Source organism: Kitasatospora sp. NPDC090091 (assembly GCF_044747365.1).
Classification (GTDB): Bacteria; Actinomycetota; Actinomycetes; order Streptomycetales; family Streptomycetaceae; genus Kitasatospora.
Genome location: NZ_JBIVDY010000023.1, coordinates 115,294 through 136,609, shown reverse-complemented (window position 1 = coordinate 136,609; position 21,316 = coordinate 115,294). Strand labels below are relative to the sequence as shown.

Annotated in this window: 21 protein-coding genes; 8 read left to right on the top strand and 13 right to left on the bottom strand. The window is 73.6% G+C overall.

Annotation, left to right across the window (positions count from 1 at the left end):
• Positions 1-315 precede the first annotated feature (315 nt).
• From ACIPSC_RS31735 to ACIPSC_RS31705, 7 genes are all read right to left on the bottom strand, one after another.
• Positions 316-1,068, bottom strand: coding sequence for a hypothetical protein (locus tag ACIPSC_RS31735; RefSeq protein ID WP_400830866.1), 753 nt, complete (start codon positions 1,066-1,068; stop codon positions 316-318).
• Between the two features lie 45 nt (positions 1,069-1,113).
• Positions 1,114-1,698, bottom strand: a complete 585-nt coding sequence (locus tag ACIPSC_RS31730) for a hypothetical protein (RefSeq protein ID WP_400830861.1) — start codon at positions 1,696-1,698, stop codon at positions 1,114-1,116.
• A 228-nt stretch (positions 1,699-1,926) separates the two neighbouring features.
• Complete coding sequence (locus ACIPSC_RS31725) at positions 1,927-3,525, bottom strand: HEAT repeat domain-containing protein (protein WP_400830858.1); 1,599 nt, start codon at positions 3,523-3,525, stop codon at positions 1,927-1,929.
• Between the two features lie 175 nt (positions 3,526-3,700).
• On the bottom strand, positions 3,701-4,330 hold the full coding sequence (locus tag ACIPSC_RS31720; protein WP_400830854.1) for a hypothetical protein: 630 nt from the start codon (positions 4,328-4,330) through the stop codon (positions 3,701-3,703).
• A 107-nt stretch (positions 4,331-4,437) separates the two neighbouring features.
• The gene (locus ACIPSC_RS31715) at positions 4,438-5,220 is read right to left on the bottom strand and encodes a class I SAM-dependent methyltransferase (protein WP_400830850.1); all 783 of its coding nucleotides are present in this window, start codon (positions 5,218-5,220) and stop codon (positions 4,438-4,440) included.
• Between the two features lie 221 nt (positions 5,221-5,441).
• Entirely contained in the window at positions 5,442-6,323 is an 882-nt protein-coding gene (locus tag ACIPSC_RS31710) for a GNAT family N-acetyltransferase (protein ID WP_400830846.1), read from the bottom strand.
• Positions 6,324-6,511: 188 nt separating this feature from the next.
• On the bottom strand, positions 6,512-6,838 hold the full coding sequence (locus ACIPSC_RS31705) for a transposase (protein ID WP_400830842.1): 327 nt from the start codon (positions 6,836-6,838) through the stop codon (positions 6,512-6,514).
• A gap of 487 nt (positions 6,839-7,325) precedes the next feature.
• On the opposite strand from ACIPSC_RS31705, the gene ACIPSC_RS31700 reads away from it, so the two are divergent.
• Positions 7,326-9,101 (top strand): TlrC/CarA/OleB/SrmB family ABC-F type ribosomal protection protein, encoded by a 1,776-nt coding sequence (locus ACIPSC_RS31700; protein WP_400830839.1) that lies wholly within the window; start codon positions 7,326-7,328, stop codon positions 9,099-9,101.
• Between the two features lie 94 nt (positions 9,102-9,195).
• Here ACIPSC_RS31700 and ACIPSC_RS31695 read toward each other — a convergent pair whose 3' ends face one another.
• Positions 9,196-9,987 (bottom strand): alpha/beta fold hydrolase, encoded by a 792-nt coding sequence (locus ACIPSC_RS31695; RefSeq protein ID WP_400830835.1) that lies wholly within the window; start codon positions 9,985-9,987, stop codon positions 9,196-9,198.
• 149 nt (positions 9,988-10,136) lie between these two features.
• Between ACIPSC_RS31695 and ACIPSC_RS31690 the strand changes: the two genes are divergently transcribed.
• From ACIPSC_RS31690 to ACIPSC_RS31680, 3 genes are all read left to right on the top strand, one after another.
• Positions 10,137-11,099 (top strand): LysR substrate-binding domain-containing protein, encoded by a 963-nt coding sequence (locus tag ACIPSC_RS31690; RefSeq protein WP_400830832.1) that lies wholly within the window; start codon positions 10,137-10,139, stop codon positions 11,097-11,099.
• A 34-nt stretch (positions 11,100-11,133) separates the two neighbouring features.
• Complete coding sequence (locus ACIPSC_RS31685; protein WP_400830828.1) at positions 11,134-11,460, top strand: DUF6422 family protein; 327 nt, start codon at positions 11,134-11,136, stop codon at positions 11,458-11,460.
• A 175-nt stretch (positions 11,461-11,635) separates the two neighbouring features.
• Positions 11,636-13,261 carry a CocE/NonD family hydrolase gene (locus ACIPSC_RS31680; protein ID WP_400830824.1) on the top strand — a complete coding sequence of 542 codons (1,626 nt, stop codon included), beginning with the start codon at positions 11,636-11,638 and terminating at the stop codon, positions 13,259-13,261.
• Between the two features lie 12 nt (positions 13,262-13,273).
• Here ACIPSC_RS31680 and ACIPSC_RS31675 read toward each other — a convergent pair whose 3' ends face one another.
• Positions 13,274-13,762: a hypothetical protein gene (locus ACIPSC_RS31675; RefSeq protein WP_400830818.1), complete on the bottom strand. Its 489-nt coding sequence runs from the start codon at positions 13,760-13,762 to the stop codon at positions 13,274-13,276.
• A 493-nt stretch (positions 13,763-14,255) separates the two neighbouring features.
• On the opposite strand from ACIPSC_RS31675, the gene ACIPSC_RS31670 reads away from it, so the two are divergent.
• Positions 14,256-14,921, top strand: a complete 666-nt coding sequence (locus ACIPSC_RS31670; protein WP_400830814.1) for a response regulator transcription factor — start codon at positions 14,256-14,258, stop codon at positions 14,919-14,921.
• A 7-nt stretch (positions 14,922-14,928) separates the two neighbouring features.
• On the opposite strand, the gene ACIPSC_RS31665 is transcribed toward ACIPSC_RS31670, so the two are convergent.
• From ACIPSC_RS31665 to ACIPSC_RS31655, 3 genes are read right to left on the bottom strand one after another with little or no spacing between them, the layout of a single operon-like run.
• Positions 14,929-16,206 (bottom strand): sensor domain-containing protein, encoded by a 1,278-nt coding sequence (locus tag ACIPSC_RS31665; RefSeq protein WP_400830810.1) that lies wholly within the window; start codon positions 16,204-16,206, stop codon positions 14,929-14,931.
• Complete coding sequence (locus ACIPSC_RS31660; RefSeq protein WP_400830807.1) at positions 16,199-17,638, bottom strand: FtsX-like permease family protein; 1,440 nt, start codon at positions 17,636-17,638, stop codon at positions 16,199-16,201. Before ACIPSC_RS31660 ends, ACIPSC_RS31665 begins: the two co-directional genes overlap by 8 nt.
• On the bottom strand, positions 17,635-18,468 hold the full coding sequence (locus ACIPSC_RS31655; protein ID WP_400830803.1) for an ABC transporter ATP-binding protein: 834 nt from the start codon (positions 18,466-18,468) through the stop codon (positions 17,635-17,637). Before ACIPSC_RS31655 ends, ACIPSC_RS31660 begins: the two co-directional genes overlap by 4 nt.
• A 156-nt stretch (positions 18,469-18,624) precedes the next feature.
• On the opposite strand from ACIPSC_RS31655, the gene ACIPSC_RS31650 reads away from it, so the two are divergent.
• From ACIPSC_RS31650 to ACIPSC_RS31640, 3 genes are read left to right on the top strand one after another with little or no spacing between them, the layout of a single operon-like run.
• Positions 18,625-19,353, top strand: a complete 729-nt coding sequence (locus ACIPSC_RS31650) for a helix-turn-helix transcriptional regulator (RefSeq protein WP_400830800.1) — start codon at positions 18,625-18,627, stop codon at positions 19,351-19,353.
• A 32-nt stretch (positions 19,354-19,385) separates the two neighbouring features.
• Positions 19,386-19,913 (top strand): DUF3291 domain-containing protein, encoded by a 528-nt coding sequence (locus ACIPSC_RS31645; protein WP_400830798.1) that lies wholly within the window; start codon positions 19,386-19,388, stop codon positions 19,911-19,913.
• A gap of 10 nt (positions 19,914-19,923) precedes the next feature.
• On the top strand, positions 19,924-20,556 hold the full coding sequence (locus ACIPSC_RS31640; RefSeq protein WP_400830795.1) for an AAA family ATPase: 633 nt from the start codon (positions 19,924-19,926) through the stop codon (positions 20,554-20,556).
• Positions 20,557-20,617: 61 nt separating this feature from the next.
• Here ACIPSC_RS31640 and ACIPSC_RS31635 read toward each other — a convergent pair whose 3' ends face one another.
• Entirely contained in the window at positions 20,618-21,211 is a 594-nt protein-coding gene (locus ACIPSC_RS31635) for a hypothetical protein (protein WP_400830791.1), read from the bottom strand.
• Positions 21,212-21,316 lie beyond the last annotated feature (105 nt).

Sequence of the window (21,316 nt, the reverse complement as noted above, 5' to 3'; positions counted from 1 at the left end):
ACTGGCGGCAGCAGCCTGTGGAGACGGTGTAAGACCTCAACGGAGCACTCCGGGCGGGCGGTCGTCGGTGAAGCAGGAAGTAGTCCCACCGCAGCACTCACGCGCAGCGGCTCAGCCGCGAGGCTGAGGGGAATCCCCCTCCTTCAGGAGGGGGAGGAAGTCAAGAACTCCCCGACCCGCATGCGGCCGAACCCGGCGGGCGGCGTCGCCGGCCTGCGGACGGCCCGCGCTTCCGTCTCGCCCTCCGCGACCGGCGGCGCCTGGAGTGCCCACCGGCCGTGGGAGGTGACCACGTTGCGCCGGCATCCGGACCGCTCAGCCGCGGCTCCCCGCGCCCTGCTCCGCTGCCCAGGTCCGCAGCCCGACTGCGGCCTCTTCCGGAGACATCGGGCCGCGTTCGAGATGCAGATCCTGGAGGTGGCGAGTGGCCGCACCGATCAGGGGGCCCGGAGGAAGGCCGAGCAGGTCCATGATCGCCTTGCCGTCCAGGGCCACGGGAACGTCGGGGAGCCTCCTACTCCGCTCCAACTCGGCAGCGGCACGGGCTGTTCGCTCCTGCTCCGCCTGGCGCTCCGCGTGCCACTCGTCGTAGGTTGCCGCCCATCGAGCGGTCCGTCCGGCCGACTGCCAACCGTCCGTGTCCTGCTCCCGGCCGAGCCCCACCTCCAGGAACAGGTCGCGGTGGTCCGCCTCCTCGGTGCTTCTCGGAACGACATCGAGCAGGGCGAGCGCGGCATTGATCGGCCAGTCGTCCCGTGGACCGGTGAAGTCCCGGGTACGGGCCGGACCCCACACCTGCGCGCCGCCTCGCCACACGGCGGCGCTCTGGTGTCCGTCCCCTCCGTGGAAGTCCGCCTCCACGTGGGCGATCGGCCCGCCCCGGGACCAGTGGCTCAAGGTCTGTTCGAAGGCCGGAGCCGAACCGGGCAGCTCCTCAAGGAGCCGTCCGGTGACGGGCACCAGCCCCATGCGCTGTCGGAGCGGGGCGACAGCCGCTTCCCGAATCCCGGCAGTCAGGCTCCTGAGCTGGTCGAAGCGTCCGATGACAGCGTTGAGCTCGTACGGCATCCCCGCAGGGTAGCGGTACGGCCGCCCCACGGAGGTGCGGGCCCGTCAGGGAGTGTGGACGCCGGACACGTCCCCGCCGTCGTGCATCCCACTGCGGCCCGTGAGGGCGGCGAGTCGGACGGACCACTCGCGTTCGGCGACGACGAGGGCACGCTCCAGCGTCTCGACGAGCACCGTCCGGCCCAACGACGCCACCGCCGGCTCGTCCCGGGCCTCGGTACCCGGGGCGGCACCGCCGCCCTCACGTACCCGGCAGGCGAGGTGCACCCGGTCCCCCTCGGGAAACGCGAACGCCATCACATCGTCGGTGCACTCCCCCCAATCCAGGAACACGCACCGTGCGAGTACCTCCCCGGCCCCGGATTCGGGCTCGCTGCCGGCGTCGTCGTGCATCCAGCTCTCGGCGACGCGGAACGACTCCGACGGCGAGGTGTACCCCGCCGGCGGAGCGGTCGGGGCGCGGAAGCGGCCGAGCTCGTCCTTGAGCTTCTTGACCAGCAGCGGCGGGTAGAACGCGTTGTCCCTCGCGTTCACGTGGAGCCGGCCGACGAAGACGTCGACGCACAGCAGCCCCGGGTCCTGTTCGACGTGGAACTCCAGGCCGAATCCGGTCCGCGACCCGAACAGCACGTCAACCTCCCAACCTCGGCGCGACACCCGTCACGCCCCGACCCCACCGATCCGGTTCCCATCATCCCGCCACCCACCCACACCGTCGGCCACTGCTCGGGGCCGGGGCTCGCCGATCGCCGGCACACCCGGGTACCGCCACCACGATCCCCGAGCGACGCGGTCGAACAGTCCGGAAGGCACTCGACGGCCGGATCGGGGATCCGCGGAGCCGATGGCCGGGCGGGGTCAGCCGGTCGCCGGGGGCCGGTCGAGGGCGTCGGCCAGGAGGCCGACCACCTCGTCGGTGAGTTCGGCGCGGTGTTGCCGGGCGAGGGCGAGGAGGTCGGCGGACTGGGTGGGATCGGCCCCGAGGGACGGAACCGGGCGGGTGTGCCAGGGCTCCGGGGTGAGGGCGCGGATCCGGCCGATGGCGTCGGCCCTGCCGCGGGCGGCGAGGCGCGGGTCCGGGTCGCCGACGAGCAGGAGCGCGGCGCGCAGGGCGGTGGGGCGGTCGCGGCGGGCCAGCAGCCGGTAGCCGGCATGGCGCAGCGCGGGCCGGTGGGGGTCGGCGAGCAGGTCCCAGAGCAGGTCGGCGGGCAGGTGCCGGGCGCTGGGGAGGAGTGCGGTGGCGGCTTCCCGGACGACCGCGGCGGAGTCGTCCCGCAGCAGGTCCGTGGCCCGGGCCGCGGGCAGTGCGCCGAGGCCGCGCAGGGCGCGCAGCACGTGGACACGGACCTGCGGGGCGGGGTGGTCCAGCAGGCCCGCGATCAGGGCGCCGTCGACCTGGGTGCCGGTCTCGGCGAGTCCGTCGATCGCGCCGACCGGGGGTTCGGTGGCCCGGACGGCGGCGCGGTAGTGGGCGAGGGGGTCGGCGCCGGTGCGGCGGGCCGCGTCCCGGGCCAGCGCCCGGACCGCCGAGGACGAGTCGTCGAGGAACGGCAGTGCGTCCTGGGGCGAGCCGGTGCGCATCAGGCCGGTCAGGGCGGCGGCGCGGACCTCCGGGTGGCGGCTGCTGGCAAGGCGGTGCAGCAGGTCGGTCTGGTTGGTCCAGACCGCCTGGCGGGCGGCGGCATCGGCGGCGTGGGTGCGCACCGCGCGGTCGCGGTCGGTCTCGGCGAGGGCGGCGAGTTCGCGCAGCCGCAGGCGGTGCGCGGTGGCGTCCAGGGTGAACCGCCGGACGCCCGGGTCGGTGGCGGCGAGCAGGCGCTCGGCCAGGGCCGAGTTCGGGTCTGCGAGCAGCGCGGCGACCAGTTGGCCGAGCGGGAAGGTGCCGCGCCGGCGGCGGTCCACCAGCAGGGCGGTGCGCACGGTCGTCTCGGTGACCAGTGCGGGCTGCTCGTGGAGCAGTACGGCCAGGCCGGCACTGGCCCGTTCGCGGACCTGCCGGACCCAGTCGGCGGTGCGCAGCACCAGGAAGGGCACGGTTTCGGGGGTCGGCCGTTCCAGAATCCGGCGCACGGCACGTTCGCGGGTACGGCCGTCGCTGTAGGAGGCCGCGAGGGCGAGCGTGACCGGGTCGGCGTCGGTACGGGCGATGGCGGGGCGGGCGACGTACCAGGATTCCCGCCGAATGCGGGCGTCGAGGCGCAGCAGCACGGCCGGATGTTCCGTCAGCGCGCGCAGGGCGGCGGCGTGGTCCTGCGGTTGGCCGGACTCCCCTACGGCGAGCAGCGCGTCGATCAGTTCCTCGTCGGCGCGCTTGTCGCGGGACGACGCCGCGGCGACGGCCGTCCGTAGGCGCGCCATCGCCTCGGTGGCGGCGGGCGCGGGCGCCGAGGCCGGCCGGGCGGACTCGCGCGGGAGCAGCACGGCGGGGTTGGCGCGGAGGCGGGGCAGGATGTTCACCCAGGTCATCCTGCCGGACGGGGCCGGCCCTGCGCTTCTCGTTTTCCGGGCCGGAGCGGCGCCGCGACAGCGGCTGCCGGCGCGGGGCTCCGGACGACGGCGGCCCCGCGGCGCCGCGCCGGTGGCCCGGCGCGGGATGCCGAGTCCTCGATGAGCGGCCCGGGGCGGTGGGAGGTCAGTAGAAGGTGTGGAACGGCAGGACGGAGAGCAGGGCGCCGGCGGCGGTGGCGAGGAGGCCGGGCCGGAGGGCGCCCCCGCGGCGGGTGAGGTCGGCGGCGGTCGGGCGGGCAGGGGCGCTCTGGCGGGTCTCCGGCGGGGCGGTGTCGATCTTGGTGAGCGAGGTCCTTCCGGCGAACTCGCCGCCCTGGCGGGGGTGCACGCGGACGTCCCAGAGGCGGGCGGGGTCGTGGTCGACCACGATGGTGCGGCCGACGCGGAAGTGGTCGAGGTCCATCAGGTTCACCACCGCGGTGGCGTCGGCGCGGTAGGCGGAGCGGCCGGTCGGGGCGACGGTGAGGTCGAGGCTCAGCGGTATGTCCGGCCCCTCACCGACGGCCCGGGAGGCCTCGATGCGGGCCACGGCGGTCTCCAGCCGGGGCGGTTCCGGCTTCTCGGCCAGGACGGACGGCCGGCGGCGGCCGCGGAGCAGGAGAGCGAAGCCGGCCATCGCGGTCCACGGCGCGAGGTTGGCGCCGATCACGATCAGTGAGACGCTCCAGCCGACGTCGGAGGCGAAGATGCCCGCGACGATCGCGCCGAGTTCACCGCCCAGCAGCACGCACAACAACAGTCCGACCCAGTACACCGCAGCATCCTCCACTCGTTGGGCGCGCATCGTACCGGCCGCCCGTGACCGCGAAGGTGACTGTGTGTGAGCGCATGCGAAGGGGCCGGCCCGGGTTCCCGTCCGGGCTACAGCAAGGACGGGGTGCGTTGTGCGGTGAGTACGGGCTGGTAGTAGCCGCTGGAGGCCGGGGTGTGCCAGGTGATGTCGGTGAATCCGGCCTCGGCCACGAACTCCGTCAACTGCCGGCGGGTCAGTGCCCAGTAGGTGGTGCGGCGGACCCGGACATCCCACGTGCCCTGCGCGGGGATGAGCTGGAAGTGCTCCAGGTCGTAGCGCTCGCCGTCCTCGTGCCAGTGCCAGAGCTGGAAGGTGATCACCTGGCCGTCGGGGGTCTCCGAGACCTGGGGTGGTGTCGCTGTGGGTTTGGCCCGGCGAGCGTCGTCGTAGGCCCGGAGGCTGATCACCAACAGTCCGTCGTCCCGGAGCACCCGTCGCATGCCGACGAGCGCCGCCCGGACGTCCTGTGCGGACAGCAGGTGCGGGAACGCATTGTCGGCGCTCAGGACGACGTCGAAAGCCGATGGCTTGAAGGGCAGCAGACGCATGTCTGCGGCGACTGCCGGAAGGCCGGCGCCGCGGCTCGCCGCTTCGGCGGCGGCCCGTGCGGCTGCAACGGGGCTCAGGTCGCTGCCGACGACCTCGTGCCCAGCCAGGGCCAGCCCGATCGCTTGGGTCCCGATGCCGCACGAGCAGTCCAGGACCCGGTGCGGTCCCGCCCCGAGACGCGCGCTCAGGAGCCCGCCCAGCACCTGGGCCTGGTGCGCGATGCTCGCATCCCAGTCCCGGAAGATCAGGTGGTAGTCGGGGGCCAGTTCGTCGTAGAAGTCCCTCACCGAGGATTCGGACATGCACCCCACCATAGTGCGCACTGCCGGGCCAGGCGCCGTTCGACGACTGAGCAACTTCGGCTTCGGCTCCGGGCTTCGGCTTCAGGGGCCTTCGTAGTACCTCATGCGCTCCCTGACCGCGTACGACCACTGAACCCTTGGCATCAGTCATCTGGGCCGTGTATCGAAGACATGGACGGGCCGGACGATGTGACGTCCAGGTCCGGCCCGTCCGTCCGCCGCTAAAGGTCCAGTTGGTACTGGTGTGTCGTGTGCGTGGGCGTGTAGCCGAGACTGTCGTTGATCTGCCTCATGTGCATGTTGCTGTCGGCGGTGTCAGTCAGGAGGCCGCCGAGGTCTGGATAGCGCCCATGGGCGTGTCGGATCGACTCGGCCTTCATCCATCGGCCGAGGCTGTGTCCACGGTGCTCGGGCAACACGCCGGTGCCGTAGTGCTGGCCATCACCTCTGCCGTCGCCGGGGACGACCAGCTCGGTGAACCCGGCGATCGAGTCGTCGGAGGCGTCGACGGCAACGACGGTGTGCAGGTGGTCGCCACGCTGTTCGACAGCCTTCGCCGCGGCCCGGACACGGTCCACGTCCCAGGTCACCGTGCCGTAGTCGGTGTCGTCCATGGGCATGTCGTCCATGGCGCGACGCGAGGCGGCGAATGTCTCGGCGAGGCCGTCGGGCACGGTTCCGTGCCATGACATCAGCCGGTAGCCGGGATGCGGACGCTCGATGATGCGGGCGACGGCAGTGGTGTCCACATCGGCCAGCGGCAAGCGGGAGAACCTCAGGGTGAGGACCTTCCTGAAGCCGCGCGCCGGCAGGAAGTGGTCGCCTGGCGATCCGGCCTCGGCCTGCGCGATGACGCAGCGTCGGGCATCGGTTCGGGCAGCGGCCACGGCGGCGTCGAGGAGCTGCGAGCCGACGTGCCGACGTCGCTCCGCCGGATGGACCTGGAGGGTCAGTTCGGCCAGGTGCTCCTGTCCGGGACTGTTGAACAGGCGCAGAAAGGCAGTTCCGATGGGGATGGAATCGGCGTCGGACGCCAGCCATGCAAGACGCCGGCCGTTCGCGCCGTGAGCGGAATCGGTCAGTGGGGTGATGCGAGACGACAAGGTGTCTCCGTCGTGAGGAGGCGGCAAAGGTCAGTACGCGGACTCGACTGCTGGGCACTCCTGCGCATGTGCTCCACACCTCCTCGTCGACAGCGCCGGTCCCGAACATCATCGGACGGCTTGGAGAACCTAGCCGGCCCATCGGATACTCGGCAAAGGGTTAACGAAGGACCGGTGCGAACGTGCGGTCACAGCCACTCGTTGATGGCCGCGACCAGCACGGTTGCCTCGTAGCGGACCGCCGGCGTGTCGTACCTCGTGGCCACGGACCGGTGGCGCTTGAGGCGATTGATGCCGCACTCGACCGCGTGCCGGCCCCTGGAGCCGACTGAGGACCCGGCGCCAGGAGCCGTCCCGCTGCCGTCGGCGGAACAGATCGTAGATCCGGCCCCACGGCCCGTACGCGACGGCACGTCCCGCCACGGAACCCCCGTCCGGATCCGGAACCGTATCCCGTCGATCAGCTGCCGCCGGAGCCAGATGAGCGGCCGCCCCGCCCTCGTCCCCTTCGGCAACAACGGCTCCAATATCGCCCACTGTCCGTCCGTGAGATCTCCCCGCGCCTTGAACCGTGATCATTCATCGCTCAAGATCGACTTTCGACACACGGCCTGATCGCCCTTCACGATGTTCCAGGACCCGTCCTGGGCATCGTGGAGCGCCCAATATCCCCAGCACCACGCCCCCGGCCAGACAGACAGTGCAACCCGTGACGACCAAGCCCGCCGCACAGAGATTCGGCGAGACGGAACGGTTCGTCTTGACGTGAGCGGCGCCGCGCTGCAGAGTTGAGCAACACAATACGAGACGGTTCGTCTCGCCGATCTCCATCGATCCGCCCAAGGAGTCCCGCTCATACGTACCCCGGCCGTTCCCGCCAGCCAGACAGTCGTGCAGCCCCGGCGCCCGGCGCGCTCCCGTCCAGCAGTCGACGCGTCGAACGCACCGGCCCTCACCACCCGATCCCACCGGCAGCCGCGCCGAGAACAGGGGGACTCACCCATGCTCCGCTCACAACTGTCCCTGCAGAACGTCACCCGCCGCTACGACGACCGCACCGTCCTGGACGCCGTGTCCTTCACCGTCAGGCCCGGCGAGAAGGCCGGGATCATCGGCGACAACGGCGTGGGCAAGTCCACCCTCCTCCGGATCGTCGCCGGCGCCGACCGGCCCGACCACGGCGAGGTCACGGTGGTCGCACCCGGCGGCGTCGGCTACCTCGCCCAGTCGCTGGCCCTGCCGCCGCACGCCACCGTCCAGAGCGCGATCGACCTCGCGCTCGCCGACCTGCGCGACCTGGAGGCGCGCATGCGCCGGGCCGAGGCCGCACTGGCCGGCCTCGCGCCGGAGGCGCTCGCCCCGGCCCTGGACGCCTACGCGGAGCTGGTCGCCCGCTACGAGTCCCGCGCCGGCTACGAGGCGGACGCCCGCGTGGACATCGCGCTGCACGGCCTCGGCCTGCCCGGCCTGGACCGGACCCGGGCCCTGGGCACGCTCTCCGGTGGCGAGCGGTCGCGGCTGGCGCTGGCCGCCACCCTCGCCTCACAACCCGAACTGCTGCTCCTGGACGAGCCGACCAACGACCTCGACGACCAGGCGCTGGCCTGGCTGGAGGACCACCTGCGCGCGCACCGGGGCACCGTCCTCGCGGTCACCCACGACCGGGTGTTCCTCGAACGCGTCACCACGACCATCCTGGAGGTCGCCGAGGGCAAGGTCACCCGCCACGGCGACGGCTACGGCGGGTACCTCGCCACCAAGGCCGCCGAGCACCGGTACCGCGTCCGCGCGTACGAGGAGTGGCGCACCGAACTGGCCCGCAACACCGAGCTGGCCGCCACCAACGTCGCCCGCCTCGACGGGATCCCGCGCAGGCTGCCGCTGTCCGTGTTCGGCCACGGCGGCTTCCGCAGCCGCGGACGCGGCCACGGTGCGATGAGCCGCGTCCGCAACGCCAAGGAACGCGTCGAACGGCTGACCGCACACCCGGTGGCACCGCCGCCCGAGCCCCTGGTCTTCACCCCCGACCTCGGCGGCACGGCCACCGCCGCCGACGCCGCACAGGCGGCACAAGCGGCACAGGCCGTGCAGGCCGTGCAGGCCGTGCAGGCCGTGCGGCCCGCGGCGGAACTCGCCGGCATCCGTGTCGCGGACCGCCTCCACCTCCCCTCCCTGCACATCGCGCCCGGCGAGCGCCTGCTCGTCACCGGCCCCAACGGCGCGGGCAAGACCACCCTGATGCGGCTGCTCGCCGGCGAACTGCAGCCCGACGAGGGCACGGTCCGCACCCGTGGCCGCGTCGGCCACCTGCGGCAGGACGCCACCGAGTGGGCCCCGGACCTGACCGTGTTGCAGGCCTTCGCCCACGGTCGCACCGGCGACCCGGACGACCACGCCGACGCCCTCCTCACACTCGGTCTCTTCCACCCGTCGGACCTGCGGCTCACGGTCGGCGCCCTGTCCTACGGACAACAGCGGCGAATCGAACTCGCCCGCCTGGTCAGCGCACCGGTCGACCTGCTGCTGCTGGACGAGCCCACCAACCACCTCTCACCCGCCCTGGTCGAACACCTCCAGGCAGCGCTGACCGACTACCCGGGCGCGGTCGTCATCGTCACCCACGACCGCCGCCTGCGCGCCGACTTCACCGGTTCCCACCTGCAACTCGACGCCGGACACAGCACTCGGCACTCCGCCGCCGGGCACCTCACCGTCCCGCAGCGCAGCGTTCGAAGGCGGACGGGCGCACGCGCGCTGACACTGGCGGCCAGTGCGTGACGTCGTCGCCTCCGGAGGCCTGCCGTGGACCTGGAGGCCGCCCGGCGGCCGGCCGGGACACTCCCCCGCCCGGGCCGGCCGAACCATCGGACGCTCAGGCCGCCACTCGGGCGGACATGTCCCGCACGACCGCGCGCAGCAACTGGTTGAACGCTGCGGGCTGCTCCTCGTGCGGCATGTGGCCGGAGCCCTCGACCACGTGAAGGCTCCCGTGCCGGGCCAGACCGGCCAGGGTGCGGGAGACCGCCAGCGGGATCTGGGTCTCCTGGTCGCCGTGAAGGAATGCGGCGGGCAGGTCGAGGGCGGGCAGCAGGGGGCGCGGATCGTAGCCGGCGGCCTGGGGGAAGAGGTTGTCGACGGCGGGGCTGGAGTCGAGGATCTGCGCGAGGGTGCGCTCGTGCAGCTCCGGCCCGACGGCCGTTCCGTACCAGGTGGGGACCCACTCGCGCACCGCGGTGGCGCGGTCGGAGGCGAGCCGGGCGGCCACCGCTTGCAGCTCTGCGGCCATGCCGGTGCCGGGCCAGTGCCCGGGGCCGTCGACGGACACCACACCGCCGACGCGCTCGGGCGCGGCGGCCGCAGCGGCGAGGGCGAAGGTCGCCCCGATCGAACTGCCGACCAGGACGGGCGAAGGGAGGTCGAGCGCCTCGACCAGGCCCAGGAGATCGGCGACGTTGCCGGCCATGGTGTGGCCGTCGTCGGGGCGGTCGGAGCGACCGCACCCCCGGCAGTCGAGGGCGATCACCCGGTGATCGGTGGCCAGGTCGGCGAACTGGGCCTCCCAGACCCGGCTGCTGGTGGCCCAGCCGTGGACGAGCAGCAGCGGGCGACCGGTGCCGTGGTCCCGGTAGAAGAGCTCGGTGCCCTGGACGGTCGCGTACGGCATGTCGGTACCCCTTCGGTTCAACGGTGCGGCGAGCCCGCGGTGCACGGACCCGCCCGGCATGGGTCCAGTCGACCGCTTCCGGGGCGGGCGTCCAAGACGCATCCGGCTCCTACACTCATCAGGCACCGTGATCAATCAGGGGGTTGGGCGTGGAGTTGCGGCAGGTCCGGTACTTCCTGGCGGTCGCCGAGGAACTGCACTTCGGCCGGGCGGCCGAGCGGCTGCACGTCGTCCAACCGACGGTGAGTCAGCAAGTGCGCCGCCTGGAGCGCGAGTTGGGTACGGAACTGTTCGACCGCACGACCCGCGCAGTGGCGTTGACGACGGCGGGCGCGGCGTTCCTGCCGCACGCCCGGGCGATCCTGGCGGCCGAGCGCGCCGCCGTCGAGGCGATGGCCGGGCACTGCGAGGAGCGGACGCGGGTCCTGCGCATCGGCACCAACATCGGGCTGGGTACCCGGCTGGAACGCCTGCTGGCCGCCCTGGCCGAACGTGCGCCCCAGCTGACGGTGGAGCTGCTCAGCACCCGGGCGCCGGTGCGCCTGCAACAGGTGCGCGACGGAGAGTTGGACGCCGCATTCGTACGCGGCCTGGAGCGCAGCCCGGGGCTCGACCTGCTGCCGGTGTGGCGGGACCCGCTCGTGGCGGCGCTGCCGGCGGACCATCCGCTGGCAGCGGCCGAGCAGGTGACGGTGGCCGACCTCGCGGCGCTGCCGCTGCGCATCGCGCCGCGCGAGGCCAACCCGCACCTGGTGGACCTGGTCACCGGCGCCTGCCGGGCCGCGGGTGTGGAGCCCGTGCTCGGACCGGAGTTCACCACCGACCAGGACACCCTGGCCGCGATCGGTACGGGCCGGCCCAGCTGGACGGTGTTCTACGCGTCCCAGGCCGAGGTCCTGCCGCAGGGCCGTACGGTCTTCCGCGCCTTCGCCGAGCCGTTGGCCCTGCAGACCTTCCTGGCGGTACGCCCGACCGCGTCCGCACGCCGGCTGGCGCCGCTGCTGGACGCCTGCCACAGCATCGCGGAGTCCCGGGACCCCTTCGACCCGCGACTCGGCATCCGGAGGAACGAGCGCGTCGCACAGGGCACGGCGCTCGGGGTTCGGATATGACTGCTCTGGCCACCCGAGTCCGAGGAGTGACGAAATGCCGGAGATTCCCCATCAGGACGTTCTCACCGATGAGCAGGCGCAGGCCTGGGAGGAGGCCGCTTACCTGATCATCAACGCACGGAGCGAAGCCGCCGCGATCCTGACGCGGGCGAAGGTGGAACCGGTCCCCGAGGAAGGCTGGTTCGGGAACCCGTGCAACGCGAAGCTGCCCTTCCCCCCGTATCCCCGCTGCGGATGCAGCGACTACAAGGGAGACGGCGGGCCCTGCACGACACTCATCCGCGTCCCCGACACCGGCCCGGGATCCCTGCACCCCCTGGTGCCCTGCAGCCACGCACGCACACAACACATCGAGACGTGAGTCGCCACCACCTGGACCACCGGCTGCCGGCGCCGCCCCACCTCACATTACCGGCCAGTAATTTGGCCGGTCATCACCTCCTCTGAAGGCTCGTCAGATCGCTACGATCCCGCAGTCAAACGATGCGGGAGTCACGTGGTTCGAGCGCCGAGCGTTCGAACGCAGGGGAGCAGCGATGGAACGGTCCAGGCGGAGCAGCGCACAGCGGACGGCGAGCGTGGTGCTCGCTGCGGCGGTCGCCCTCGGCGCGGGGGCCGTCGCGCAGCCCGCGGCCGCGGCGCCGGCCGGACCGGCAATGTCCGCGCACGGCATCGCGGGATTCCGGCTGGCCGACATCCCGGCGAAGGACGGCGTCGTCCTCAAGGCCGACGTCTTCACCCCGCCCCCCGGCACTCCAGGCGCCGACCCGCAGGGGCGCTACCCGCTGGTGGTGCAGCCCGCCAGCTGGGGGCAGAACGACCTTGAGTACGTCGCCCAGGGCCGTGCACTCGCCGAGGCAGGGTACGTCGTCGTCACCTACACCGTGCGCGGCTTCTGGGCCTCCGGCGGCGAGGTCGACGTGGCCGGGCCCAAGGACGTGGGCGACATCTCCACGGTGATCGACTGGGCCCTCGCCCGGACCCCCGCCGACCCGGAGCGCGTCGGCATGGTCGGCCTCTCCCTGGGCGGCGGACTCACCCTGCTCGGCGCCGCCTTCGACCCGCGGATCAAGGCCGTCGCCTCGCTCAGCGGCTGGGCCGACCTGACCGACTCGCTGTACAGCGGGCAGACCCGGCACCTCCAGGCGGCCGCCGTCCTCGCCGGGATCCAGGCCCCGACCGGCCGTAGGAGCCCCGAGTTCGCCCAGGTGCTGGACGACCTGTTCGACAACCGCGACCTGCCGGACGTCATCCGCTGGGCCGACACCCGCTCCCCGGCGCGTTACCTGGACCGGATCAACGCCAACGGTACGGCCGTCCTGCTGGCCAACGCCTGGGGCGACAGCTTCTTCAACCCCGGCCAGATCACCGACTTCTACCAGCGGCTGACTGTGCCCAAGCGCCTGGAGCTGCGCCCGGGCGACCACGCGAGCCAGGAGTTCACCGGTCTGCTCGGCCTCCCCAACGCGGCCTGGGACAGCGCGCGTTCCTGGCTCGACCAGTACCTCAAGGCAGCCCCGGCCGACCAGCGCCGGCCGGTCGACCTGGAGGTCCGTCCCACCGGACGCCACGAGAGCCACTCCGACTGGCAGTCCGTCGCCACCCGCACCGACCACCTGGCCGTCGGCGCCGATACCCTCGGCGGCCCGGCCGCCGGCGACTGGCGGAAGACCGTGCTCGGCGGCCTGCCGTCCGGCGCGAACGCCGGGGTCACACTGCTGTCCGGCGCCGTCGACCAGACGCTGCACCAGCCGCCGACCGTGGTCGTCCCGCTGCTCGCCCGCCCGGCCGCCGGCGTCTGGCAGTCGGAGCCTTGTCCGCAGGGCCTCTCCGTCCGGGGCGCCGCCCGGCTGCACACCTCGGTCACCGCCTCCAGCCCCGACGGCACGGCGATCGCCTACCTGTACGACGTGGACGCCCTCGGCGTCGGCCGGCTGATCTCCCACGGCCCGCAGAGCTGGACCGGACGCACCCCGGGCCGGCCGTTCCCCCTCGACGTCACTCTCTTCGCCACCGCCTACGACGTCCCGGCCGGCCACCACCTCGCCCTGGTCCTCGGCACCCGCGACGCCCTCTACGGCGGCACCACCCCGCTCGGCAGCACCGTGACCTTCGCCTCCACCCCGGAGGACCCCGCCGACCTGGCCCTACCTCTCCGCTGAGCGCCGCAGCCGCTAGAGGGGTGGCGGCACGGCCTTGAGGCCTTCTCCACGGTAGAAGGACTCGTATTCGATCTCGATGGACAGCCGATGGGCCACGATCTCCCAGAACCAGGAGTGCGTGGCCTCTTCGTAGTCGTCGAAGTGGATGAGGTACTGACACTCGCCCATGGGGAAGCTGACGCCGTCGAAGAGCGCGTACATCTTGGGCACCGCAGGCCAGTCTGCCGACAGTGCCTGAAAGGTCCGGAAGTCCCACTGGCCCAGTGGCTGTCCGTCCAGCTTCACCGTGGTTCTGGTGATCAGCGCGGGCCCGAGGCCGACGTTGGCCACCTGTATTCCGGTGATGCCTCCCTCGTACTCCTTCACCTGCCGGATCTGCAGGTGGGGCCTCACAGACTTCCGGTTGTGCACCCGAGCCGCTTTCGCCTGGCTGAGGCTGACCCAGAGCGAGCCGATCGCCACGACCGTGGCAGAGGCGGCGATAACCGTGTCGGAGTCCATTGCATCCCCCTTGCCCCAGGTCTCCTTGGTCCGCGAGGACCAGTCAAGCCCACTCCCCGGCTGCGACAACAGGTGCCGTCCGAGGGCGCGCGCAGCGGCCGGGGCGCACTCCGGCGGAGGCCTGAGCTGCCTCACGGCCCGAGGGCGACCGAGGACACCGCAAGGCCGCCGCTTCACCGCGCCGACTGTGCGACCGGCCAGTCGGGGAGCGATCGCGCCGTGTGGATCACCAGTGGTCTACCCGTGGGTCGGCGAGCAGGACTTCAGCGCTCCTCCCCACGGAGCTGCACCAGAGCGGCAACACCACCAAGGCACCCCGGTCCGGCCGGTGCCAGTAGGCGCAGTTGCGCTGTAGTACGACGAATCCGCTCGGCCCGGTTGGCTCTCCGGCTCCGGCCACGACCGTCCGGGCCGAGCGGGCTAGGAGTGACGCACGCGAGCCTGACCGGCAGCCGGTTGCGGCGGCTCGGCCCCTTCACCGAATAATGAGGGCATGATCGACTCCCCTCTGCGTGTCGTCCTGGCCGAGGACTCCGTGATCCTCCGGGACGGCCTGGTCGAGCTGCTCACCGCCCGCGGCTGCACCGTCGTGGCGACCTGCGGCACGGCCCCCGAACTGCTGGCCGCGGTCGGCGAGATGCGTCCCGACGTCGCCGTGGTCGACATCCGGATGCCGCCCACCCACACGGACGAGGGCATCCGCGCCGCCGTCGAGCTGCGGTCGACCGTGCCGGAGGTCGGCATCCTGGTGTTCTCCCAGTACGTCGAGACCGTGTGGGCGGCTCGGCTGCTGGCCGGCGGCGCGGCGGGCGTCGGGTACCTGCTGAAGGAACGGGTGGCCCGCACCTCGGAGTTCGTGGAGGCGCTGCGGCGGGTGGCGGCGGGCGGGACCGCGCTGGATCCGGAGGTGGTCACCCGGTTGATGGGTGGCGGACGGCGCAGCAAGGTGGACGCGCTGACCCCTCGGGAGCGCGAGGTGCTGGAGCTGATGGCGCAGGGCCACTCCAACCGCGCCATCGCCGGCCGCCTGGTGGTGTCGGAGCGGGCGGTGGAGAAGCACGTCGCCGCCGTCTTCACCAAGTTCGATCTGGTGGCGGACGGTGGGGACAACCGCCGGGTGAAGGCGGTGCTCACCTACCTGGCCGAGAACGGGGGCTGAGGCGGTCTCAGAGTGAGACCGGCAGTTCGGCGGTGACCACGGTGGGCCCGCCCTGCGGGCTTGCGATGTGCAGGGAGCCGTCGACGGCGGTCAGCCGTTCGCGCAGGCCCGCGAGGCCCGTACCGCCGCCCGTTCCGGCGCCTGCGGCCGCGCCGCCGCGTCCGTCGTCGCGGACCGTGAGCCGCAGCCGCCCCGCCACGGCGGTCACCGTCAGCTCGGCGGCGCGGGCCCCGCTGTGCTTGGCGACGTTGGTGAGCAGCTCGGCGGCGCAGTAGTAGACGGCCTCCTCGATCGCCGGGTCGGGTCGTTCGCGCAGGTCGAGGCGGACGGCGACCGGTACCGGGGCGGTGTCGGCGAGGCCGGGCAGCGCCTGGGCGAGGCCGCCGTCGAGCGCGACCGGGTGGATGCCGCGGGTGAGGCGGCGCAGTTCGACGATGGTCTCGTCGGTCTGGGTGCGGGCGCGGTCGAGCAGGGTGCGCAGCCGGCCGGCTCCGAAGGCGGCCCCCTGGGGGTCGAGGGCGTCGTCGGCCAGCGAGAGCGTGATGGCGAGGGCCACCAGCCGGGCCTGGGTGCCGTCGTGCAGGTCCCGTTCCAGGCGGCGGAGCCGGTCGGTGTTGGCCGCCGAGAGCGTGGCGCGGGCGTGTTCCAGCTCGGCGACCCGCTGCTCGGTGCGGGCCGGACCGAGCAGTCCGCGGGCCAGACGGCGCTCGGCCGCGCTCGCCGCGCGGATCGCGCCGGGGACGGCGGCGGCGAGCGCGGCACCGAGCAGGACGGCGACGACGTCCAGCCGGTCGGCGGACCGGCCCGGCTCCAGCAGCCGGGCCCAGAGCGGGAAGCCCAGCAGCCAGCAGCAGCCGAGCGGCAGCAGGACGGCGGCGGCGAAGCCCAGCACGCCGAGCGGCAGGCGCAGCAGCAGATAGAGCAGGGAGCGCCAGGCCACCGTGTCGCCCAGGGCGGTGCGCAGCCGGCCGAGCGCGCCGGGGGGCCGGTGCCGTGGACGCGGCGGTTCGACGACGGCGCCGATCAGTCGGGTCGTCAGCTGTCGGTGCAGCCCGCCGAGACCGCGCGCCGCTGTGAGGCCCAGGGCGACGAACGGCAGCCCGAGGACGGTGAGGGAGAGCAGCGTGCCGGCGTACAGGACGGCGAGGGCGTAGAGGCCGCCGGCCAGGGCGAGCGGGAGGCCCGCGGCGGCGAACAGCAGCTCGCCGCCGCGGACGGAGAAGTACGGCCGCGCGGGCGTCGGCGCCGCGGCGCCGGGGGTCCCCGGCAGGTGCCGGTCAGTCACGACCGCCCCCGGCCACCAGCGCCGCCGCCGGGCCGGTGGTCGCCCGGAGGGCGGTGAGGAGGACCGCGGGCACGGTGAGCACGAGCGCCCCGCCGGCGATCCAGCCGCAGGCGCCCGCCGGGACGGCCGGCACCGCGGTGCCGGTGACCGCCGTGCTGAAGGCGGCCGAGGCCGCGGCGGCGACGCCCGCGCCGAGCAGCACCCCGACCGCCGCGGTCAGCACCGCCTCGACGCCGAGCACGGCCAGCAGCCGGTGCCTGGTCGCCCCGGCCAGCCGCAGCAGCGCGAACTCACGCCGCCGGTCGACGGTGAGGGCCACCAGGGTGTTGACGGTGGCCACGGCGGCGAAGCAGACCAGCATGGCCAGTTCGGCCTGGCGCAGCCAGATGTCGCCGGCGGACGTCACGCTGGAGGCGGCGGGACCGGTGGCGAGCCCGGCGGAGAGCCCTGCGGCGTGTGCGGTGGCGCGTTCGGCGGCGCGTTCGGCGGTCGTCGTCATGATCATCATGGTGCCGGACAGGCCGGTCAGCAGTGCCACCGGCACCACCGCGGCCGCCAGCCGGTGGGCGTAGCCGCGCAGGTTGGCGTCGGCCAGCCAGCCGGTGCGCGGCGCGGCCGCCCGGAGTGGCGCGCCGAGTCCGGCCACCAGGACCCGGGCGGCGAGCGGGCCGAGCAGCGCGACGGCGACCAGCAGGACCAGTGAGCCGAGCAGGGCCGCCTGCCCGGCCTTGTCCAGCTGGTCGGCGGGGCGGGTCGCGGCGAGTCGCAGCAGCAGGACGCCGCCGGCCAGGACGGCCGTGCCGGCGAACAGACGTGCCACGCCCGTCCGGCCGGGCTCGGCGGAGCTCGCGGTGAGGGCGGCGGCCGGGGTCGTCCGGGTGATCCGCCGTGCCCCGGCCGCGGACGCGGCGAGGCCGACCAGCAGGGCCGCCGCGAGCGCGGCGAGTGCGGGCAGCGGTGAGCCGGGCACCGTGAGGTCGGGCGCGGCCATGTCGCGCCGCTGCAGTGCGGTGAGGAAGCGCTCGGCGGCCAGGTGTCCGAGCGCCCAGCCGGGCAGGGCGACCAGCAGGGTGGTCGCCAGCACCTGGCCGCGCACCAGCCGCCGGATCTGCCGTGGCGTGGCGGCGGCGGCGCGCAGCAGCGCCAGCTCGCGGTGCTGCTGGCGCAGGGCGAAGCCCAGCGCGTTGACCACCACGAAGAAGGCGACCAGGACGGCGATCTCGCCGAACCCTGCCGCGATGACGCCCACGCCCGGCCCGGTGGCGGCCCGGGGCGTCCCCACCGGAGCGGTGAGTTCGGCGGCGAGCAGCGAGCCGAAGAGGGTGACGGTGGCGAGGGCCAGCAGCTGTGCGGCCGCGAGTCCGGCGAACGCGGCGGGGCGGCGGCGCAGTTGGCCGAGTGCGACGGCGGGGATCGGCAGCACGGTGCTCACGCCTCCGTCCGGCTCGCCGGGAACGGTCCGCCGGTGGTGCCCAGCCGGCCGAGTCGGTCCGCGACCAGCGCCGCCGTCGGCCGCTCCAGCTCCTCCACCAGCAGCCCGTCCGCCAGCAGCAGGACGCGGTCCGCGTACCCGGCCGCGACCGGATCGTGGGTGACCATGACGCAGGTCTGCCCGCTGTGGTCGACCCCGGCCCGCAGGAGGGCGAGGACTTCGTGCCCGGTGGCACGGTCCAGGGCGCCGGTGGGCTCGTCCGCGAACAGCACGTCCGGCCGGGCGACCAGGGCTCGGGCGATCGCGACCCGCTGCTGCTGGCCGCCGGAGAGCTCTGCGGGGCGGCGCCGTTCACGCCCGGCGAGCCCGACCTCGGCGAGCGCCGTGCGGACGGCCCCGCGCTCCGGGCGGGAGCCGGCCAGCCGGAGCGGCAGCTCGACGTTCTGGGCGACGGTCATCCCGGGCATCAGGTTGAACGCCTGGAAGACGAAGCCGATGCGCCGCCGGCGCAGCGGCGCCAGCCGGCGTTCGGGCAGTCGCGAGATCTCGGTGTCGCCCCAGTGGACGCTGCCGCGGGTCGGGCGGTCCAGGCCGGCGAGGCAGTGCAGCAGGGTCGTCTTGCCGGAGCCGGAGGGCCCCATCACCGCGGTGAACGTGCCGGGCGCGAACGCCACCGACACCCCGCGCAGCGCGCGGACGGCGGTGGCGCCGCGGCCGTAGTCGCGGTGCAGGTCGGCGGCCCGTGCCGGCACCGCCGTTGCTGTTGTCGTGGTCGCAGTCGTGGTCGTCGATGTCGTGGTGGTCGATGTCGTGATGGTCGCTTCGGTCATGTCCTTCATCCTGGACACGGGAGGAGCGGGTTTCGATCGTGCAGGCCCCCGACCTGGGGGTTCGGAAAACCGAACCCCGCCCCGACCGGGACCGGAGCGCGCGGCTGCGGGGCCGCGTCTTCTATCTCCAACCTGCATTGTTCCTAGAATGGCCCGATGGAGGACATCGACGCGATCGCGGTGCTGCAGGATCCGGTGCGGCGCCGCCTGTACGAGTACGTGGCGGCTCAGGCCCGCGAGGTGAGCCGCAACGAGGCCGCCGAGGCGACGGGGGTGGCACGCACACTGGCCGCGCACCATCTGGACAGGCTGGCCGAGGCCGGGCTGCTGGACGTCGCCAGCCGCCGGCTGACGGGCCGCTCGGGGCCGGGGGCGGGCCGCCCCGCCAAGGTGTACACGCGGTCGCAGGCCGAGCGGTCGGTGTCACTGCCCGCCCGCGACTACCGCACGGCCGCCGAACTGCTGGCCGAAGCCGCCGAGCAGGCCGGGCTGGACGTCGGGCTGTGCGCGGCCGCACGCCGCCGGGGCGAGGCGCTGCGCGGGTCCGCAGCGCCCTGCGGCGACCTCGACGAGGCGATGGAGCTGCTGGCCGCCCGCGGTTACGAACCGCACCTGGAGACCGTCGGGAGCGCCGAAGATGTCGAAGACGCCGCGGTCCCCGGGGGGACGGCAGAGGGGACGCCAGGGGCGGCCGCGCACGTCGTCCGGATGCGCAACTGCCCGTTCCACGCCGTCGCCGAGCGCTTCCCGCCGCTCGTGTGCGGCATGAACCTCGCGCTGCTGGAGGGGCTGCTCGGCGCGGACGGCCCCGTCCGCGCCCGCATGGACGCCCGGCCGGGAGAGTGTTGCGTGATTGTCGAGGCTTCTAAAAACAAGATTGATTGACATAGAAACGGGGACCGTGCTGGGATGACGCCATGACCTCATCCCCGCACGCCTCCCACCTCGCCCAACTCAACGTCGCCACGCTCCTCCACCCCATGGACGACCCCCGGATCGCGCCGTTCGTCGAGCTGCTCGACCCGGTCAACGCCGCCGCGGACGGCGCCCCGGGCTTCGTCTGGCGACTCGTGGAGGACGGGGCCGGCGACGCCACCGGCCTGCGCCCGGCGGGCGAGGACGTCATCGTCAACATGTCGGTGTGGGAGACCCAGGAGGCCCTGTGGGACTTCGCCTACCGCAGCGGACACCTTGAGGCGCTGCGGCGGCGCCGCGAATGGTTCGACCGGCACGTCGAGGCCCACCTGGTCCTCTGGTGGGTCCCCGCCGGCCACCGCCCGGGCCTCGACGAGGCCATGGACCGCCTGGCCGACCTGCGGGCGCACGGCCCCTCCCCCCGCGCCTTCACCTTCGCGTCCTCCTACACCGCCGCCGAGGCCGCCGGCCACCCGGCAGGCCGGCCCGAGCCGGGAGGACCGGGCTCCGCGCCCCGTCGGGCGCAGTAGGGTCCGGTGCATGCTCCTGTGGATCAACGGCCCGTTCGGCGGCGGCAAGACCCAGACCGCGCACGAGATCCGGCGACGCCTCGCCGGTAGCGTCATCTGCGACCCCGAACACGTGGGATTCGGCCTGCACCGGATGATGCCACCGGCACTGCGCGGCGACTTCCAGGACCTGCCGGCCTGGCGGCAGGGCGTGTTCGAAGTCCTGGACCGGGCCCTCACCGATCACGACGGTGTGGTGATCGCGCCGATGACGGTCGTGGAGCCGGTGTACTTCCGCGAGACCGTCGGCCGGCTGCGGGAGCGCGGCCACGACGTCCGGCACTTCACGTTGCTGGCCGACCGCGGGACGGTGCTGCAACGGCTGCGCGAGCGCGGTTTCGGGCACGTCGTGCAATTCGTGGCCGGCAAGGACGCCCCGCTGCGCCGGGAGAGCTTCGCCCTGTCGAAGCTCGACCTGTGCCTGGAGCGCCTGCGCCAGGAGGAGTTCGCCGAGCAGGTGTGGACCGATCGGCTCACGGTCCCGCAGGTCGCCGACCACATCGCCGCAGCTTCGGGGCTGACCCTCGCGCCGAACACCGAGAGCGCACTCAGAGGACGCGTCCGCCGGGCCTGGACAGGGGTCAAGCACATCCGGTTCGACTGAGCCCCCCGCCACCGCCACCACAGGGGCCGCCGTTGAGTGGACACCGGCCGACCCCCCGGGTTCAGTCGGTGGCCGGCGGGAGCGGCCTGAGGACGGCGGCGTCGGCGATCACCCAGGCCGTCGCCCTGTCCTCGCCCCAGCGGGTGTCCGCGATCCACGGCAGTCCCGGCCCCGGGCGGCGCCGGGCCGTGACGAGGGCCGAACGCCATCCGCCGTCGATGCGGAGCCAGGCGAGCCGCCAGCACCGGTCGGCGCCGTCGGGATCGGACGTACCCGCGAGTTCACGGGGCACCACGACCGCGTCCTGCCAGCTGCCGGAGTAGGGCGCGGCGGTCGGCGGCGGGCCGGCGGGCTCGCGCACCGGGCGGATCCGCTGCGGGTCGAACAGAAACCAGCCCCAGCCCTCCTCCCCCGGCGCGGCCCCGCCCTCGGCCCACCGCACGTGCACCACCCACATCGTGCTGCCGGGCGGGCGCCGCCACACGGTCAGCATCCCGGGCCGCCACCGCCCGCCCAGCCGGATCTCGACCAGGCGCCACCGGCGCACGTCCCGAGAGGCGCCGGGCAGCGTCATCAGCTCACGGGGAGCGCGCTCGGCATCGCCGGGGGCCGCCTCGGGGCGGACGGCGCGGGAGAACGGAACAGCGGAGGTCACCACTCCAAAGTAGTTCGAACAGACTTTCGACTCAAGTCTTCGGGCGCAGCATTCGAGCAGGTCAGCGGGCGGGCGGTAGGTCGGCCCCGGATCGGTGCCCCGTTC

Bases quoted from the DNA above. Each gene is read 5' to 3' on its own strand.
- ACIPSC_RS31735 (WP_400830866.1), bottom strand. From the start codon at position 1,068: ATGCCGTACGAGCTCAACGCTGTCATCGGACGCTTCGACCAGCTCAGG.
- ACIPSC_RS31715 (WP_400830850.1), bottom strand. From the start codon at position 5,220: ATGTCCGAATCCTCGGTGAGGGACTTCTACGACGAACTGGCCCCCGAC.
- ACIPSC_RS31700 (WP_400830839.1), top strand. From the start codon at position 7,326: ATGCTCCGCTCACAACTGTCCCTGCAGAACGTCACCCGCCGCTACGAC.
- ACIPSC_RS31695 (WP_400830835.1), bottom strand. From the start codon at position 9,987: ATGCCGTACGCGACCGTCCAGGGCACCGAGCTCTTCTACCGGGACCAC.
- ACIPSC_RS31685 (WP_400830828.1), top strand. From the start codon at position 11,134: ATGCCGGAGATTCCCCATCAGGACGTTCTCACCGATGAGCAGGCGCAG.
- ACIPSC_RS31680 (WP_400830824.1), top strand. From the start codon at position 11,636: ATGGAACGGTCCAGGCGGAGCAGCGCACAGCGGACGGCGAGCGTGGTG.
- ACIPSC_RS31675 (WP_400830818.1), bottom strand. From the start codon at position 13,762: ATGGACTCCGACACGGTTATCGCCGCCTCTGCCACGGTCGTGGCGATC.
- ACIPSC_RS31670 (WP_400830814.1), top strand. From the start codon at position 14,256: ATGATCGACTCCCCTCTGCGTGTCGTCCTGGCCGAGGACTCCGTGATC.
- ACIPSC_RS31655 (WP_400830803.1), bottom strand. From the start codon at position 18,468: ATGACCGAAGCGACCATCACGACATCGACCACCACGACATCGACGACC.
- ACIPSC_RS31650 (WP_400830800.1), top strand. From the start codon at position 18,625: ATGGAGGACATCGACGCGATCGCGGTGCTGCAGGATCCGGTGCGGCGC.
- ACIPSC_RS31645 (WP_400830798.1), top strand. From the start codon at position 19,386: ATGACCTCATCCCCGCACGCCTCCCACCTCGCCCAACTCAACGTCGCC.
- ACIPSC_RS31640 (WP_400830795.1), top strand. From the start codon at position 19,924: ATGCTCCTGTGGATCAACGGCCCGTTCGGCGGCGGCAAGACCCAGACC.